Raw genomic sequence first — 16,493 nt, 5'->3', positions numbered from 1 at the left:
AATACGTTGCGATCGGACAGAGACACCATACCTGTAAAGGAAGAAGGAAGCCCAATGCGTAAAGTAGCAACATTGATGGGAATCGGCCTGTTAGTTCTCGGCCTTGCGGCCTGCGATGGCGAAACCAAAGACACCTCCGCGCCAGCCGGCGATGCCGCCGCCAGCGCCGCCGCTGGACAACAGGTAAACTTACTGGACGGTAAACTGGCCTTTACCCTGCCCACCGGCATGTCCGATCAGAGCGGCAAGCTGGGCAACCAGGCCAATAATATGCACGTTTACGCCGACACCACCGGCCAGCGTGCGCTGATTGTCATTCTGGGCGATAAAACCGCCGACTCGCTGGAAACCCTGGCACAACGCCTGGAAGAAAAGCAGCGTTCGCGTGATGCCAACCTGCAGGTGGTCACCAACAAGGCGATTGAAATTGACGGCGTGCCGTTGCGCCAGTTGGACAGCATCATTGCCAGCGGCGGCGAGAAAGCCTACTCCTCGATCCTGATCGGTACGCTGGATAACCAGCTGCTGACCATCCAGGTGACGCTGCCGGCGGATAACCAACAGCAGGCACAAACCGAAGCGGAAAGCATCATCAGTACGCTGAAACTGAAACCATAAGTCCAGCGTGCCTCACCGGCACGCTGAAACTAACGCCGTAAACCCGGGGCCGCTACGCTGCCCCGTTCATTCCGCGCCACTCACGCCAGCGCCTGAGCCAACAGGGTGATCGGGTGTTCACAGCGTTTGCCGGTCGACATTTCAATCTGCCATTTGCAGGTTTCGCAATCGGTTACCACCAAATCTACCCCGCTTTGTTCAATCTGGCGGAACAGCGCCGCGCCAATGCCCTGCGAAGTGTCGTAGTTTTCCGATTTAAAGCCATAGGTGCCGGCAATACCGCAACACTGCGACTCCAATACGATCAGTTCCAGTCCGGGGATCTGCCGCAACAGCTCTAGCGTATAGGCGGTCCAGCCCATTTTTTCCATATGACACGGGGTGTGGTAAGCCACCCGCAGCGGCGTAGGGTTCAGCGGCAGCGTTCTCCCCTGGCTGAGCAGGCGATAAAGGTAGCGCGTCGCCAGTTCCACCCGGTCACGCACCGCGGAGGTGTCGACCTCGAGCAAATGGGGATATTCGTCGCGCAGCGTGAAGGTGCAGCTCGACGAGGTTGCCACCACCGGCATGCCCTGTTCCAGTACCGCATGGCGCAGCGCGTCGGCATTGACGTTGGCCTGCCTTTTCGCCTGTTGGATAAAGCCATTGGCGATCAGCGGCACGCCGCAACACTTCTCACGCTTTAACAGCTGAACGCCGATATCCATCGCGTTGAATACCGCGATCAGATCCTTGCCCAGTTGCGGGTGATTGTAGTTGACGAAACAGCCGTGGAAGAACGCCACTTGCTCACGATACCGCGCCTGCTGCTGCGCCTGCGAGCGATACCAACGGCGGAAGGTGCCGAAAGAATACTTCGGCAACGTGCGCCGGTGATCGATTTTCAGCGCCTTGTCCAGCAGTTTGCGCACCGGCTTCAGGCCGGTAGTGGCGTTGACGATCGGCGCAAACGGCGTCGACAGCGAGCCCATGATATCGGTATGACTGAGAATGGCATCGCGCAGCGTCGGCTTGCTTTGGCTCAAACTGGCACGCGCACGCTGGATGATATCGCCGATATTGACCTCCGACGGGCAGGCCACTTCGCAGCGCTTACAGTTGGTGCAATATTTCAGCGCTTCGTCATACAGCGCCGGATCCTTCAGTCGCAGGCGTTCACCGTCCGGCCCGGCCTGTTTTGGCCCGGGGTACAGCGGGTTGACCTTGGCCACCGGACAGTAGGTAGTGCAGACGGTGCATTTGATGCAATTTTCAAAACTGTTGTCTTTTGACAGGCTCATGCCGATCCTCCCTGCGCCACAATCTGTTGCGCGACATATAATGCGCCGAGCAACGACACACCGGCGCCGCAGCCTTGTTGCAGCGGGTCGTAGCCGCCGGCCACCGCACCAATCGCGTACAGATTTTCCAGCGCCTGGCCCTGATGCAAGGCGCGCAACCGAGCGTCAGTCCGGACGCCAAATTGCAGATACGGCTGAGGCGCAAACAGATCGCGCCGGGTCCACTCGGCACGATCTGCTTTGCTGAACACCTCCAGCCCGAACACCGGCTCATATACCCGCTGACGATCGGCCACCAGCCCATTGCTGAAAAAGCTGCCGCTGGCCAGCACCACCTGCCGCGCTCGCAGCGGAATATCACCGTGGTTGCGGGTCATCAGGCCGGTGACCCGGCCGCCAGCGATTTCTGCCCGCAATACCCGGTCTCCCGGCATCACCATACCGCCCAGCTGTTGAAAACGTTGTCGTAGCGCCTGATGCAGGCGCATGCCGAGCACCGATGGCGGCAAGGTCGGCAGCAGGCATACCGGTTTACCCAGCGTCTGTTGCAGCACCGCCAGCGGCCGATCGCTTTCCAGTCCGAGGCAGGCCGGTAGCAAAACAGCCTGCGCGTCGCCGGCCAGGCGTTGGATTTCCTCTGCCAGCGCCGCACCGTGCTGCGGTAAGTCGAGCAGTCGGGCAATATTCACCGCACGAAACTCGCTGGGATTATTGCGTAGCCGATCCAACGCTGGCAGATGCAGATGACCTACCGTGGCATGCACGCCTAACGACTGTGACAGCGAACTGGCGACCATTTGCGGCTGGAAATCGAGAAAACCCTCGATGCCGATCGCCGCGATACTGCGCCAGGGCAGATCGCCATCCAACGGCGTGGTCGGCACCGCCTGCGGGCTGAGCCAGGTGGCGCGGCGCGTGCCGAGCGGCGTAATGCGCAGATGATTACGCCGGCTGTCACCGTACAACCGAAGACCACAGCGTTGCAGCAACCGCTCAGCCTCTCCCGCCAGCGTGGCGACCTGCGCCGCCCCCATCAGGCTGTAAGGATGTTGCGGCGCCTGCTGCGCCAACGCCGGCAGTGCTTCCAGCGGTGCCGCCACCGGCGTACCGTCCGGCAGTTGCGCCAACAGATCCAGCGAACCAGAGGAAAAATACAGCGCGCTCTGACCCGAGCTGACCACCACGCAGCGCTTACCGCTTTCGGCCAGGCCAACGGCACAGCTTAAGCCAGCCAGACCACCACCGATCACAACCACATCAAATTGCATCGTCCGCCTCCTGCTTAGCGTCGCCGCGTGCGTCCAGTCCGCATAATCCCTGATAGACCCAGCCGGTGAACTCGCTTTCACGCAGCGCATCGCCCCAGGCTATGGGTTGCACCCCTTTCCAACGCTCATTGAGGAAATGCGATAACTGGGTGAGCGATTGCTGCGGCGTGGTGACGTTGAAACGCGTCAGTAATCCCGCGGCACGACAGGCGCACAGTTCGCCCTGACAGGTCCCCATACCGACGCGGGTACGGCGGCGCAGATCGACCAGATTGTTCACCGTCAGCGAATCGACCGCATAGCGCACTTCGCCGGCGGTCACCGCTTCGCATTCACAGACCAGACTGTTGGCCAGCCGGTCGCCGGCCGGTACCTGGCTGGCGCGATCGCCATGTCGATAGACAGCCGAGCCGCGAATACTCGCCGGCAGCGCCACCACGCGGCGAACGGTTTCCTCTGCCGACTGGCGCGAGCCGGGCAGCGCATCCTGTGCGGTGGTACAGGGGGGAGCAACGCCCAGTTTTTTGCACACCGCGTCGGTGGCCCACTCCGCCATCAGCCGGTAGGTCATCAGCTTGCCGCCGGTAATGGTAATAAAACCCTCCAGACCGTCGCGGGCGGCATGATCCAGCAGCACGATACCGCGACTGACGTTGCGGCCCGACGGATCGTCGTCGCTGGCCACCAGCGGTCGCACGCCGGCATAGGCGCGTAAAATGCGGGTTTGTGCCAGCGTCGGCGCCAGCAGTGCCCCTTCACGCAGCAGGATGTCCACTTCCTGTGGCGTCACCGCCATGTTGTCTATCTGATCGTAATCGATGTGGGTTGAGGTGGTGCCAATCAGCGAAATGGTATCACCCGGCACCAGGATGTCGGCGTCTGCCGGTTTGCGGCAGCGGTTGATCACCATGTTGTTGATGCGATGGCCCAGGATCAGCAAGGCGCCCTTGGCCGGGAACATGCGCACGCGCAGATCGGCGTACTCGGCAATTTGCTGGCCCCAGATTCCGGCGGCGTTAACCACCACCTCGGCGCGAATTTCATACTGCCGACGATTTTTATGGTCGTAAACGCGCACGCCGTTAACGCGATCGCCCATGCGCAGTAAGCCGATCACCTGATGATAGGTCAGGATCTGTGCGCCATGCTCGCGCGCATCCAGCATATTGGCGGCGGTCAGGCGAAACGGGTCAACGGTGCCATCCGGCACTTTCACCGCGCCGATCAGCGCCGGATTAGCGGCCGGTTCCAGGCGCAGCGCTTCACCAGGGTCAATGGCTTCGGCGTTTATCCCGGCGCGTTGACAGGCGGCGATAAACGTCTGCTGATAGGTCAGCGAATCCTGCGGCAAGGTGATGAACAGACCGTTGCTGGGTTCAATACAGTGGTGGGCGATACGTTTGAGAATGCGGTTTTCCTCGATGCATTCACGCGCCGACTCACCGTCGGTAACCGCGTAGCGCGCCCCGCTGTGCAGCAGTCCATGATTTCGCCCGGTCGCGCCGGTGGCAATATCATGGCGCTCCAGCAATAGGCAGCGCAGGCCGCGGCGCGCGCAGTCGCGAGCGATCCCTGCGCCGGTAGCGCCGCCGCCGATAATGATCACATCCGTTTCGCTCACCGCTGAACTGTTGCTCATCCACCCTTCCCCAGATTGCCGGTTTGGCGCTATTGAGCCACAGTCAGTGCGGTCTTTGTTTGATAAGGAACAATAACGAACCTAAAACGAAAGAAAAATGTCCATAAAAAACCATGATTGTGATCATCATCACGACTTTTTTAGGTTTTTCTATTTCATAACGTTAACGAATCGCTCAAAATCCGCCGCAGTTTCATAAAAGTGTAACAATTGCGCCATGCATCACAGAGCCATCCAGGGGTTTTGACTAGCATGACGTTCGTTATGGAACAAAAAACGACACATTGATATCCGCTCAATCATCCCGCCATCTTTTCTGCCCGGGATGCAATAAACGATAAAGCCATCGGAGGCGTTCATGTTGAGTATTTTCAAGCCAGCTGCACACATTTCCCGTGTGCCGCTCGATAAGGTAGATCCGCTCTACCGCAAATTGCGCTGGCAAATTTTTCTGGGGATCTTCTTCGGCTACGCCGCATACTATCTGGTGCGTAAAAACTTTACCCTGGCGATGCCTTATCTGATCGATCAGGGCTTCAGCCGTGGCGATCTGGGCTTCGCACTGTCCGGTATTTCCATTGCCTACGGTTTTTCCAAGTTCATCATGGGTTCGGTTTCCGACCGCTCCAACCCACGGGTATTCCTGCCGGCCGGCCTGATTCTGGCCGCTGCCGTGATGCTGTTCATGGGCTTCGTGCCCTGGGCGACCTCAAGCATTGCCGTGATGTTCGTGCTGCTGTTCCTCTGTGGCTGGTTCCAGGGCATGGGGTGGCCGCCGTGTGGCCGTACCATGGTGCACTGGTGGTCGCAAAAAGAACGCGGCAGTATCGTTTCGGTGTGGAACTGCGCCCATAACGTTGGCGGGGGCTTGCCACCGTTGCTGTTCCTGCTGGGGATGGCCTGGTTCAACGACTGGCACGCTGCGCTGTACATGCCGGCCTTCGGTGCGATTCTGGTGGCCTTGATCGCCTTTGCGCTGATGCGTGATACGCCGCAGTCCTGTGGGCTGCCGCCGATCGAAGAGTACAAAAACGACTACCCGGACGACTATTCGGAAAAAGCGGAAGAAGAGCTGACCGCCAAGCAAATCTTCATGCAGTATATTTTGCCGAACAAACTGCTGTGGTACATCGCCGTCGCCAACGTGTTCGTGTATCTGCTGCGTTACGGCATTCTGGACTGGTCGCCGACCTACCTGAAGGAAGTGAAGCACTTCGCGCTGGATAAATCGTCCTGGGCCTACTTCCTGTATGAATACGCCGGTATTCCGGGCACGCTGCTGTGCGGCTGGATGTCGGACAAGGTGTTCAAGGGTAATCGCGGCGCTACCGGCGTGTTCTTTATGACGCTGGTGACCATCGCCACCATCATTTACTGGCTCAATCCGGTCGGCAACCCAGGCATCGATATGGCATGCATGATCACCATCGGCTTCCTGATCTATGGCCCGGTGATGCTGATTGGCCTGCACGCGCTGGAGCTGGCACCGAAAAAAGCCGCCGGCACCGCCGCTGGCTTCACTGGACTGTTCGGTTATCTGGGCGGCTCGGTCGCGGCCAGCGCCATCGTCGGCTATACCGTTGACTTCTTCGGTTGGGATGGCGGCTTTATGGTGATGATCGGCGGCAGCATCGGTGCAGTATTACTGCTGCTGCTGACCATGATCAGCGAAAGAAAACACCACGCGGCCATTGCAGCCAAACGCGGTTAACCGTCACAGAAATAACGCATTATATCAAGGCCGCTCTGCGGCCTTTTTACTACCCTGCCCACTCATGGAGAAGATTATGCGGACTCATGTCAAAGCCCTGCTGACAGGGATCATGTTAGCGACGTCGATCGGCGGTATCGCCCAGGCTGCCGACAAGGTGGTGATCGCCCACCGTGGCGCCAGCGGCTACCTGCCAGAGCACAGCCTGCCGGCAAAAGCCATGGCCTATGCCCAGGGCGCCGATTTCCTCGAGCAGGATCTGGTGATGACCAGGGACGACCAACTGGTGGTGCTGCATGACCACTATCTCGATCGGGTCACCGACGTGGCGCAACGCTTCCCGGATCGCGCACGCAAAGACGGTCGTTACTACGCCATCGACTTTACGCTGGCGGAAATCAAGTCGCTGAAGTTCAGCGAAGGCTTTGACATCAAGGACGGTAAGCAGGTACAGAGCTACCCGGGCCGTTTTCCGATGGGCAAGTCGGACTTCCGCGTGCATACCTTCCAGGAAGAAATCGAATTCGTACAGGGACTGAATCACTCCACCGGCAAGAACATCGGCATTTACCCGGAAATCAAGGCGCCGTGGTTCCACCGGCAGGAAGGCAAGGACATTTCCAGCAAGGTGCTGGCGGTATTGAAGCAATACGGTTACACCGGCAAGAACGACAACGTGTATTTGCAATGCTTCGATGCCAACGAGCTCAAACGCATCAAGAACCAGCTGGAACCGAAGATGGGTATGGATCTGAAGCTGGTGCAGCTGATCGCCTATACCGACTGGAACGAGACTTACGAGCAAAAGGCCGATGGCAGCTGGGTCAACTACGATTATGACTGGATGTTCAAGCCGGGGGCAATGAAGCAGATCGCCCAGTACGCCGATGGTATCGGGCCGGACTATCACATGCTGGTAAACGCCGATCTTTCCAAACCTGGCCACGTCGTGCTGACCGACATGGTGAAAGAGGCGCACGCCAGCAAGCTGGCAGTGCATCCGTTTACCATTCGCGCCGACGCGCTGCCGAAATACGTTACCGACGTAAACCAGTTGTACCAGGTGATTTACAACCAGGCCGGCGTTGACGGCGTCTTCACCGACTTCCCGGACAAGGGCGTGCAGTTCCTGCAAAAACAGGGGCAGCATCAATAAAAAAACGGGGCGCTTTGGCGCCCCGGCTATTAGCGCAGAAACATCTCGCGCAGGTAGTGCGGCACCGCGTCGTCAATATTGGAACCGATCACTTCCAACTGCGGCAGCTTGTCTTTCAGGCGCTGATGCGCGTCGCGCATGATGCAGCCTTTGCCTGCCATCGACAGCATTTCCAAATCGTTCATTCCATCGCCAAACGCAATGCACTCCTTCAGCGAATAGCCGATGATCTTAGCCACTTCTTCCAGTGCATGGCCCTTCGACACGCCGCCGGCCATCACTTCCAGACAGGTCGGGAACGAAAAGCTGACGTTGACCCGGTCGCCCCAGCGCGCATTGATGGCATCTTCCAGCGTCAGCAACTTGTCATGATCGTCACAGGTGTAATACACCTTGCATACCCCATCGGTCTCCAGCAGGCCCGGCTCAAACAGCTGGTACTTGAAGACCGATTCGCGGAAGAACTCTTTTTGCTCCGGGCTTTCGCGGTCGATAAACCAGTCGTCGTTGCGATAAACGTTGGTGGTGATATCCGGATCGTTGTACTTCATCCCATACAGATCGCGCGCAATATCACTGTCCAGATTGTGGCTGAAGATCAGTTCACCGGCGGTGTTATGCACCCGCGCGCCGTTGGAGGTGATCATAAAGGCGCTGATCTCAAGGTTGTCGCGGATCTGCGAAACGTCGATGTGATGGCGGCCGGTAGCGAAAACAAAGTGAACGCCTCGCTGGGTCAGCAGCTTCAGGGTCTCTTTGGCGTAAGGCGACAGCGTATGGTCGGGGGATAGCAGCGTGCCATCCAAATCGGAAGCGACGACGTGATACATAGCGTTATGTTCTAACCTCTGATGGAGTTGTCGGCGGTAGGGTTACCACCTAAGTGTTGAGCAAAGAAACGCAGGATTGCGTTCAGTGCTTCGGCGCGCATCGCGTCCCGCTCAAACAGGATCTCATGGCGAGCGCCGTTGATAACCCGCGGTTTCTCCCCCTCGCAAGGGTGCCCCGCGTCTGACAATGCCTGACAAAAAGCCCGATGGGAACGGTTGTCGACCACCCGATCCTCGCTGGCTTGCAATAATAAGAGTGGCGTGGTGATCTGCGCTGCGCCGGCAATCGCCTGTTGCCCGGCCAGTATACTTTCCCGCACCCAGTGGTAGGTCGGCCCACCCAACTGTAGCTCGGGATAATCGGCATAATAGCGTACCGCGCGCCGATAGCGCTCGCGACTGTGGGTCAGCATGTTGACCACGTACGGCAATGGCCGCCACTGGCCGGTACCGACCGCATAGTAATCACGGATGCCGGGGTGTTTTTCCGCCCAGTTGAGGATGCGGCTCGCCATCCAGCCCGGCATCGGTAATATAATACCGAACATCGGCGCACACAGCGCGGCTGCGTCAAACGCCTGCGGCTGGCGAGCCAAAAACTGAGCCAGTATCGCGCCCCCCATCGAATGCGCCAACGCAACCCGTTGCCGATAGCCGAGCGGTGCCACTTCCTGCTGGTAAAAACGGCTGAAATCCTCAACGTAATCGGCAAAGTTTACCACATGACCACGGTGGGGATCCGCCAGTAAACGGCCGGAACGCCCCTGACCACGGTGGTCGAGGATCATCACATCGTAACCGCAGTGAAACAGATCGTAGGCGACTTCCGGATATTTAACGTAGCTTTCAATGCGGCCGGGGCTGATCACCACCACCCGCTGATGACGCGAAGAACTGAAACGCACAAAGCGGATCGGCACGCCGCCCACGCCGCTGAACTCGCCCTCTTGGCGTTGCCGCCAGAAATCCAGCAATGGCCCGGTCGCAAAAGCGGCAAAGTGCGTTTCGCGGGTTAACCATTCATCAGGGCTGAGTATAAACGACGTCATGAAATGCGGTTTCCTTCACTCGCCAAACGCAGCGCATTGTGGCCTATGGCGTAAAAAATCATACTCGCGTATTGTGATGCACATCTTACAAAAAGTGACGCAATACCGGCGTATTGTGGCATAAAACGGCGCTTTGAGGGAGTTTCGCAATGACCGTAGACTGGTGGCTGACCTATCTGGTCACCACGATTATCCTCAGTTTGTCTCCCGGTTCGGGTGCCATCAACACCATGAGCACCGGCATCAGTCACGGTTATCGCGGCGCAGCGGCTTCCATTGCCGGGTTGCAGCTCGGGCTGAGCATCCACATTGTGCTGGTCGGCATCGGGCTCGGCGCGCTGATTTCACAGTCACTACTGGCGTTCGAAATGTTGAAATGGCTTGGCGCCGCTTATCTGGTATGGCTCGGCATCCAGCAGTGGCGCGCCGCCGGTGCGCTGGATCTGCATACGCTGGCCGGCAGCATGCCGCGCCGTCGTTTGTTCCGCCGCGCGGTGCTGGTCAACCTGACCAACCCGAAGAGCATCGTGTTTCTGGCCGCGCTGTTCCCGCAGTTTATCCTGCCCAATCAGCCGCAGGCCGAGCAGTACCTGGTGCTCGGCGTCACCACCGTGGTGGTGGATATCCTGGTCATGATCGGCTATGCCACGCTGGCCACGCGTATCGCCCGCTGGCTGAAGACGCCGCGCCAGATGCAGTTGCTCAACCGCATCTTTGGCTCGCTGTTCATTCTGGTGGCGGGACTGCTGGCGACCGCCAGAAAGGTCTGACAAGGTGACAAACAGGCGAGTGGCCGCGGCGCCAAAGCCCGCACGCCCCGCCCGATAACACGGCCTAGCGGGTAAAGATCAGGTGCAAGCCAAATCCGGTGAACAACACCCCCGCCAGCCCGTCGATCCATTTCGCCAGTCGCTGATAGCCACGGCGCATCGCCGGCAGCGCAAACACCACGGCGACCAGACTGAACCAGACAAAGGTTTCAGCCACAATCAGCAGGAACAGCCCCCAGCGCGCGCCAGCGCCGACGTCGTCGCCGACAAACAGCGAGAACACGCTGCCGAAGTAAATCACCGCCTTCGGGTTGGACAGGTTGGTCAGCAGGCCGCGGATAAAGCTGCGGCCAGGTTTTGGTAACGCCACCTGAACCTCGCTGCTGGCCGTTGGCCCGGCGTTTTGCGCGCGGGCAGAGCGCAGCAGTTGCCAGCCCATCCAGCACAGGTAAATCCCGCCGCCGACCATGATGACCTGATGCAGCCAGGCCATTTCCTGCAGGATCAGGTGCAGCCCCATCAGCGCCACGCCGGCCCAGACCACAATGCCCAGCGAAATACCGAGCACCCCCATCATCGCTTCGCGACGGGAGCGGCTGGCCGCAGTCTGGGAGACAAAAAAGAAATCCGGCCCCGGACTCATCAGCGCAATCAGGTGCACCAGCGCCACCGTCAGAAACAGCATCAGCATTTTCAGTGATTCCTAGTCGTCGTCATTATCGAGATGGTCGCGGATCATCGCCATAAACGGCGAACCAAAGCGCTCCAGTTTGCGTTGTCCTACCCCGTTGACGCTGAGCAGTTCACTGGCCTTGGTCGGCATCTGCTCGGCCATTTCCAGCAGCGTGGTATCGTTGAACACCACGTAGGGCGGAATGTTTTCTTCGTCGGCAATAGATTTGCGCAGCTTGCGCAATTTGGCAAACAGTTTGCGATCGTAGTTGCCGCCGTAGGTTTTCTGACTGCCGCCGCTGCGCGGCTTCAGGCTCTGAATTCGTGGCACCGCCAGTTGCAACGGCACTTCACCGCGCAGCACCGGGCGCGCGGCTTCGGTGAGCTGTAGCGCCGAGTGCAGGGCAATATTTTGCGTAATGAAGCCCAGATGAATCAGTTGGCGCAGTACGCTGGTCCAGTGTTCGGTAGTGTGATCGCGGCCAATGCCGTACACCGGCAATTTGTCGTGGCCGAACTCGCGAATGCGCTGGTTGTTGGAACCACGCAGTACTTCGACCACGTAGCCGATGCCGAACCGCTGTCCAACGCGGCCAATCGCTGATAGCGCCTTGCGCGCATCCTCCAGTCCGTCGTAGCGTTTTGGTGGATCGAGACAAATATCGCAGTTACCGCAGGCCTGCTGCTTGCCTTCGCCAAAGTAGTTCAACAACACCAGACGACGACAGGTTTGCGCCTCGGCAAACGCGCTCATTGCGTTCAGCTTATGCCGTTCAATGTCCAGTTGCTGGCCGGCCGGTTTTTCCTCCAGACAGCGACGCAACCAGGCCATATCGGCCGGGTCGTATAACAGAATGGCTTCCGCCGGTAAGCCGTCGCGCCCGGCGCGGCCGGTTTCCTGATAATAGGATTCGATGTTGCGAGGAATGTCAAAATGCACCACAAAGCGCACGTTGGGCTTGTTGATCCCCATGCCAAAGGCGACGGTGGCTACCACCACCTGCAAATCATCACGCTGGAACGCCTCCTGCACCTGGGCACGGCGCTCGTTGTCCAGCCCGGCATGGTATGCCGCAACGCTCAGACCGCGGCTTTGCAGGCGCGCGGTGGTGTCTTCCACCTTGGCGCGGCTGTTGCAATAAATGATGCCGCTTTTGCCGCGCTGATCCTGCACAAAGCGCCAAAGCTGGTCGAGCGGCTTGAACTTCTCCACCAGCGTGTAGCGGATGTTCGGTCGGTCGAAGCTGCTGACCTGCACCAACGGATCGTGCAGCGCCAGCAGGCGGGTAATGTCGCCGCGTGTCGCCTCGTCGGCGGTGGCGGTCAGGGCAATCACCGGCATCGTGGGGAAGCGCTGCTTCAACTGGCCAAGCGCCCGGTATTCCGGGCGGAAATCGTGCCCCCACTGCGAAATGCAGTGCGCTTCGTCCACCGCCAGCAGTGCCGGTTGGCAATGGTCGAGCAGGTCGAGGAAGCTGTCCATCATCAGCCGTTCGGGGGCGATATACAGCAGCTTCACATCGCCGCGGCGGCAACCGGCCATCACCTCAAGCTGCTGCTCGCGCGTCTGGGTAGAGTTGTAGCAGGCCGCAGACACCCCATAGGCCAGCAATTGGTCGACCTGATCCTTCATCAACGAAATCAACGGGGAAACCACCAGCGTCAGCCCGTCCATCACCAGCGCCGGGATTTGGTAGCATAACGATTTACCGCCGCCGGTCGGCATCACCACCAGGCAGTCCTGCCCGTTGATAGCCGCATTGATAATCGTTTGTTGTCCCGGACGGAATTGCTGATAGCCGAAGGTGTCACGTAACACCTGTTCTGCCAGCAACTCTCTGTTTATCACTGCTGCGGTAGACACACACTTCCCCATTTTTATCGCAGCGGCGCATCAACGCACCGCTTTTATGACTGCCAGATTACATAATATCGTTAAGCATGACACCAACGCCAACCCGTGTCTGCCGGAAGTTGTAGTCGATCAGCGATTCGCCGTAACCGCTGAACACCTGGGTGTAGAAGCGCACGTGCTTGGTGATCGGGTAACTCCAGCCCAGTTCCGCGCCGCCGAAACCGCTGTTCCAGTTATAATGGCCGTCAACGCTGAACACGCTGTCACCCCAGGCATAACCCACCTTCAGGCGGTAATAGCCCATGTACTTGGTGATGTCCGGGTTATCGTCGCTGCTGGCGCTTTCCGAAAAGCGCAGCCACGGTTTAACGTCCACCTGCCAGTTGCCGTTTTGCGCCATCAGGCGCGCATAGGCGCGGTTCCAACTGCGGGAGGTGGGCTCCGAACGGCCGTTGGACTGATGGTTGAGGCCGATTTCCACGTCGCGCAGCGTCCAGCCGGCGAAGCTGTAATCGGTCGCCCAGCCAAGGAACACCTGCGGTTCGTAGTTGGTTTCACGGAACGGCGAAGACTGGCCGCTGTTGGATAACTGCCACCACGAGCGCTGAGTATAGGACGCACCGAGCACCGAGTTTTCACCGGCAATGCCGCGCCACAGCGGGAACGCCAGGCTGAGCTGGAACTTCACCTCGTCCTTGCGCGCTTTATCCGACCAGTTGTAGGTTTCGATGGCTTCTTTGTTGAGATCGCTGGTATCGGTGTACAACACATAGTTGGTATCGTATGGATACAGCGTGAACGGATTATCGTGTGATTGCAGCATGTTGGCGATAATGCTGCCGCGTACTGCCGGTTTATCATGTATTTCTTGTTCTTTGGCTTCTTCGGCCTGCACCAGCGTCGGCGCCAACAGCATCGCCAAAATAACCCCTGACAGAATGCGCATAACTTCATCACTCCAGCAAAATAAAAACATACCCTGAAAGAAAAAACAGGCCATTTTACACACAAAGCGCGCTTTACAGCAGTGCGGAATGCTTTTATTGGATTAGTCTGGAAAGCAACAAAGGTTAAGCATAAAATCAACAAACCATTAACCTGGACTGACCAGTAGCTTATACCGTCAAACCAACAAGAAGAATCAATGCCATGTCGACCACACCTCTTACCCTGGAAGCCGCCCGCCAGAAGATCGGCGAAATTTTTGTTTATCACATGCCGTTCAACCGCGAACTGGGGTTGGAACTGCGGCGTTTTGACGATGACTGCGTGGAGCTGACCTTCACCAATCAGGCCAAACTGGTGGGCAACGCCGCCCAGCGTATCCTGCACGGCGGGGTGATCGCCTCGGTGCTCGACGTCGCCGCCGGACTGGCCTGCGTCGGCAGCGTGCTGATGCGACAGGATCCGCTGATAGAACAAGAGCTGGCCGCACGTCTGGCGCGCATGGGCACCATCGACCTGCGGGTGGACTATCTGCGTCCTGGCCGCGGCGAGCATTTCGTCGCCTCCGCCACGGTATTGCGCAGCGGCAATAAGGTGGCGGTAGCCCGCGTCGAACTGCACAACCACGACGGCCTGCATATCGCCAGCGCCACCGCCACGTATCTGGTGGGATGATTGTGCCCGGTGAGTGACTTCAGTACACTCACCACATCTTCGGTTTTACCTTCAGAGTAACGTCATGGACGCACAACAGACGCGGCAGGGCATCTTCTTTGCTCTGGCCGCCTATTTTATTTGGGGCATCGCCCCGGTGTATTTCAAACTGATCCAGCAGGTGCCGGCCGACGAGATCCTGACCCATCGGGTGATCTGGTCGTTCTTCTTTATGCTGGGGTTGATTTCGCTCGGCCATAACTGGAAGAAGGTGCGCGCCGCCTGCCAAAACCGCAAACGCCTGCTGTTGCTGGCGCTGACCGCGGTGCTGATCGGCGGCAACTGGCTGTTGTATATCTGGGCGGTGAATAACCATCATATGCTGGAAGCCAGCCTCGGCTACTTTATCAACCCGCTGGTCAACGTGCTGCTGGGCATGCTGTTTCTTGGCGAGCGTTTCCGCCGTATGCAATGGGTTGCGGTGGCGCTGGCGTTTACCGGTGTGCTGGTGCAGCTCTGGCAGTTTGGTTCGCTACCGATTATCGGACTGGGGCTGGCGTTCAGCTTTGCGTTCTACGGCCTGCTGCGCAAGAAAATCGCCATCGACGCGCAAACCGGCATGCTGATCGAAACCCTGTGGCTGCTGCCGGTCGCGGCGGTGTATCTGTTCGTTATCGCCGACAGTGCAACCAGCCACCTCGCTGCCAATCCCTGGTCGCTGAACCTGCTGCTGGTCGCGGCTGGCATCATCACCACCGTGCCGTTGCTGTTCTTCACCGCCGCCGCGACCCGGCTACGGCTGTCGACGCTGGGTTTCTTTCAATACCTCGGTCCAACGTTGATGTTCCTGCTGGCGGTGACCTTCTACGACGAAACCATCGGCCAGGACAAACTGGTGACCTTCGGCTTTATCTGGGCGGCGCTGCTGCTGTTCATCCTCGACGCCCTGTATACCCAACGCCGGTTACGTTGATGCCGGCGCGGCGCGGTTGGAGATAAACCGCGCCATCGCCGGGCCGGTCAGCAGAATGGTAAACAACCGCAACGTCTGCATCGCCATCACGAAAGACATATCCACCCGGCTACCCGCCGCAATAATCGCCACCGTGTCCAACCCTCCCGGGCTGGTGGCGAGATAGGCGGTCATGATATCCACCGGCAGGAACCAGGTCAGCATCCACGCCAGCAGGCCGCAAAACAGCATCAATGCCACAATCGACACCACCATTTGCGGCAACGTGCGCAACGCCAGTAAAAAGATCGGCCGGGTAAAACGCAAACCGACGCTCCAGCCAATCAGGGTATAGGCCAGAGCCAGCAGCCATTCGGGGATCTGCAACGCCATCACGCCGCTCGAGTGCAGCGTTGCGCCAACCATCATCGGCAACAGCAGCGCGCCGGAAGGAATACGCAGGCGCGGCCCCAGCCAGGCACCGCCGGCCGCTACCGCCAGCGTTGCGATGAAACGCCAGTCGAGCGGCGGAAACCAGACCAGCGTTGCACTGCCCTGCCCGGCTTCATCCCCCAGCCCGATACGCGCCACCGCCGCCGCCGCGGTGGCGACAAATAGCACCCGCAGGTATTGCATAAACGCCACCAGCCGTACGTCGGCGCCAAAATCGCCGGCCATCGCCACCATTGCCGACGCCCCGCCGGGTGACGCGCCCCAGGCGCCGGTCGAACCGGGCAAATCGCTGAAACGCACCAGACACCAACCGGAAACGCCGCTGGCCAGCAGCGTGGCGATCAACACCAGCAGTACCAGCGGCCAGTCGGCAAACAGCGGCGTGAGAATGGCGGGCGAGAGGCTTTGCGCAATCATGCAGCCCAACACCGCCTGAGCGGCGATAAATAGCGGCGCGGGAATGCGCACTGAGGCACCAAGCAACCCCATCGCTACGCCGACGATCATCGGGCCCAGTAATAAAGCGGCGGGAATATGAAATGTTTGCAGGCCAAAGCCCAGCGCCAGCGACGCCAGCAGCAGGATCAGCCATTGCACTACAGCGGGGAACCTCGCCATGAAAACGTATGCCTTAAATCAGT

Annotated in this window: 15 protein-coding genes; 6 read left to right on the top strand and 9 right to left on the bottom strand. The window is 59.0% G+C overall.

The features are described 5' to 3' along the window. The first annotated feature begins 54 nt into the window (after positions 1-54). On the top strand, positions 55-618 hold the full coding sequence (locus tag ACCC84_RS20005) for a DcrB family lipoprotein (protein WP_039991537.1): 564 nt from the start codon (positions 55-57) through the stop codon (positions 616-618). Between the two features lie 80 nt (positions 619-698). Here the strand turns inward: ACCC84_RS20005 and glpC are convergent, their stop codons facing one another. The 3 genes from glpC to glpA are packed head-to-tail and all read right to left on the bottom strand — an operon-like array spanning position 699 to position 4,805. Continuing rightward, positions 699-1,898, bottom strand: a complete 1,200-nt coding sequence (glpC, locus tag ACCC84_RS20000; RefSeq protein WP_004957439.1) for an anaerobic glycerol-3-phosphate dehydrogenase subunit GlpC — start codon at positions 1,896-1,898, stop codon at positions 699-701. After that, positions 1,895-3,166, bottom strand: coding sequence for a glycerol-3-phosphate dehydrogenase subunit GlpB (glpB, locus tag ACCC84_RS19995; RefSeq protein ID WP_004957437.1), 1,272 nt, complete (start codon positions 3,164-3,166; stop codon positions 1,895-1,897). Before glpB ends, glpC begins: the two co-directional genes overlap by 4 nt. Then, positions 3,156-4,805, bottom strand: coding sequence for an anaerobic glycerol-3-phosphate dehydrogenase subunit A (gene glpA, locus ACCC84_RS19990; RefSeq protein ID WP_088499814.1), 1,650 nt, complete (start codon positions 4,803-4,805; stop codon positions 3,156-3,158). Before glpA ends, glpB begins: the two co-directional genes overlap by 11 nt. Positions 4,806-5,163: 358 nt before the next feature. Between glpA and glpT the strand changes: the two genes are divergently transcribed. Continuing rightward, complete coding sequence (gene glpT, locus ACCC84_RS19985; RefSeq protein ID WP_004957424.1) at positions 5,164-6,516, top strand: glycerol-3-phosphate transporter; 1,353 nt, start codon at positions 5,164-5,166, stop codon at positions 6,514-6,516. A 76-nt stretch (positions 6,517-6,592) separates the two neighbouring features. After that, on the top strand, positions 6,593-7,672 hold the full coding sequence (gene glpQ, locus ACCC84_RS19980; RefSeq protein ID WP_039991535.1) for a glycerophosphodiester phosphodiesterase: 1,080 nt from the start codon (positions 6,593-6,595) through the stop codon (positions 7,670-7,672). A gap of 29 nt (positions 7,673-7,701) precedes the next feature. On the opposite strand, the gene yigL is transcribed toward glpQ, so the two are convergent. Together yigL and pldB are read right to left on the bottom strand one after the other, a co-directional pair. Next, the gene (gene yigL / locus ACCC84_RS19975; protein ID WP_004957418.1) at positions 7,702-8,502 is read right to left on the bottom strand and encodes a sugar/pyridoxal phosphate phosphatase YigL; all 801 of its coding nucleotides are present in this window, start codon (positions 8,500-8,502) and stop codon (positions 7,702-7,704) included. Positions 8,503-8,513: 11 nt separating this feature from the next. After that, positions 8,514-9,551: a lysophospholipase L2 gene (gene pldB / locus ACCC84_RS19970; RefSeq protein ID WP_004957417.1), complete on the bottom strand. Its 1,038-nt coding sequence runs from the start codon at positions 9,549-9,551 to the stop codon at positions 8,514-8,516. 149 nt (positions 9,552-9,700) lie between these two features. Here pldB and rhtB point away from each other — a divergent pair, with 149 nt between their 5' ends. Beyond that, positions 9,701-10,321, top strand: coding sequence for a homoserine/homoserine lactone efflux protein (gene rhtB / locus ACCC84_RS19965; RefSeq protein WP_004957416.1), 621 nt, complete (start codon positions 9,701-9,703; stop codon positions 10,319-10,321). A 64-nt stretch (positions 10,322-10,385) separates the two neighbouring features. Here the strand turns inward: rhtB and rhtC are convergent, their stop codons facing one another. From rhtC to pldA, 3 genes are read right to left on the bottom strand one after another with little or no spacing between them, the layout of a single operon-like run. Next, positions 10,386-11,012 (bottom strand): threonine export protein RhtC, encoded by a 627-nt coding sequence (gene rhtC / locus ACCC84_RS19960; protein ID WP_371902195.1) that lies wholly within the window; start codon positions 11,010-11,012, stop codon positions 10,386-10,388. Between the two features lie 12 nt (positions 11,013-11,024). After that, positions 11,025-12,857, bottom strand: a complete 1,833-nt coding sequence (gene recQ / locus ACCC84_RS19955) for an ATP-dependent DNA helicase RecQ (RefSeq protein WP_039991532.1) — start codon at positions 12,855-12,857, stop codon at positions 11,025-11,027. Positions 12,858-12,915: 58 nt separating this feature from the next. After that, a complete protein-coding gene (gene pldA / locus ACCC84_RS19950; protein ID WP_039991531.1) occupies positions 12,916-13,794 on the bottom strand; it encodes a phospholipase A in 879 nt (292 codons plus the stop codon). Between the two features lie 203 nt (positions 13,795-13,997). Here pldA and ACCC84_RS19945 point away from each other — a divergent pair, with 203 nt between their 5' ends. Further along, complete coding sequence (locus tag ACCC84_RS19945; protein WP_004957407.1) at positions 13,998-14,468, top strand: thioesterase family protein; 471 nt, start codon at positions 13,998-14,000, stop codon at positions 14,466-14,468. Between the two features lie 64 nt (positions 14,469-14,532). Then, complete coding sequence (rarD, locus tag ACCC84_RS19940) at positions 14,533-15,420, top strand: EamA family transporter RarD (protein WP_371902194.1); 888 nt, start codon at positions 14,533-14,535, stop codon at positions 15,418-15,420. Here the strand turns inward: rarD and ACCC84_RS19935 are convergent. Continuing rightward, positions 15,412-16,470, bottom strand: a complete 1,059-nt coding sequence (locus ACCC84_RS19935) for an AbrB family transcriptional regulator (RefSeq protein WP_004957402.1) — start codon at positions 16,468-16,470, stop codon at positions 15,412-15,414. The two genes, rarD and ACCC84_RS19935, sit on opposite strands and share 9 nt — an antisense overlap. Positions 16,471-16,493: the final 23 nt, after the last annotated feature.

The organism is Serratia odorifera (assembly GCF_041448735.1).
GTDB lineage: Bacteria > Pseudomonadota > Gammaproteobacteria > Enterobacterales > Enterobacteriaceae > Serratia_F > Serratia_F odorifera.
This window is presented reverse-complemented; position numbering and strand designations above follow the sequence as displayed.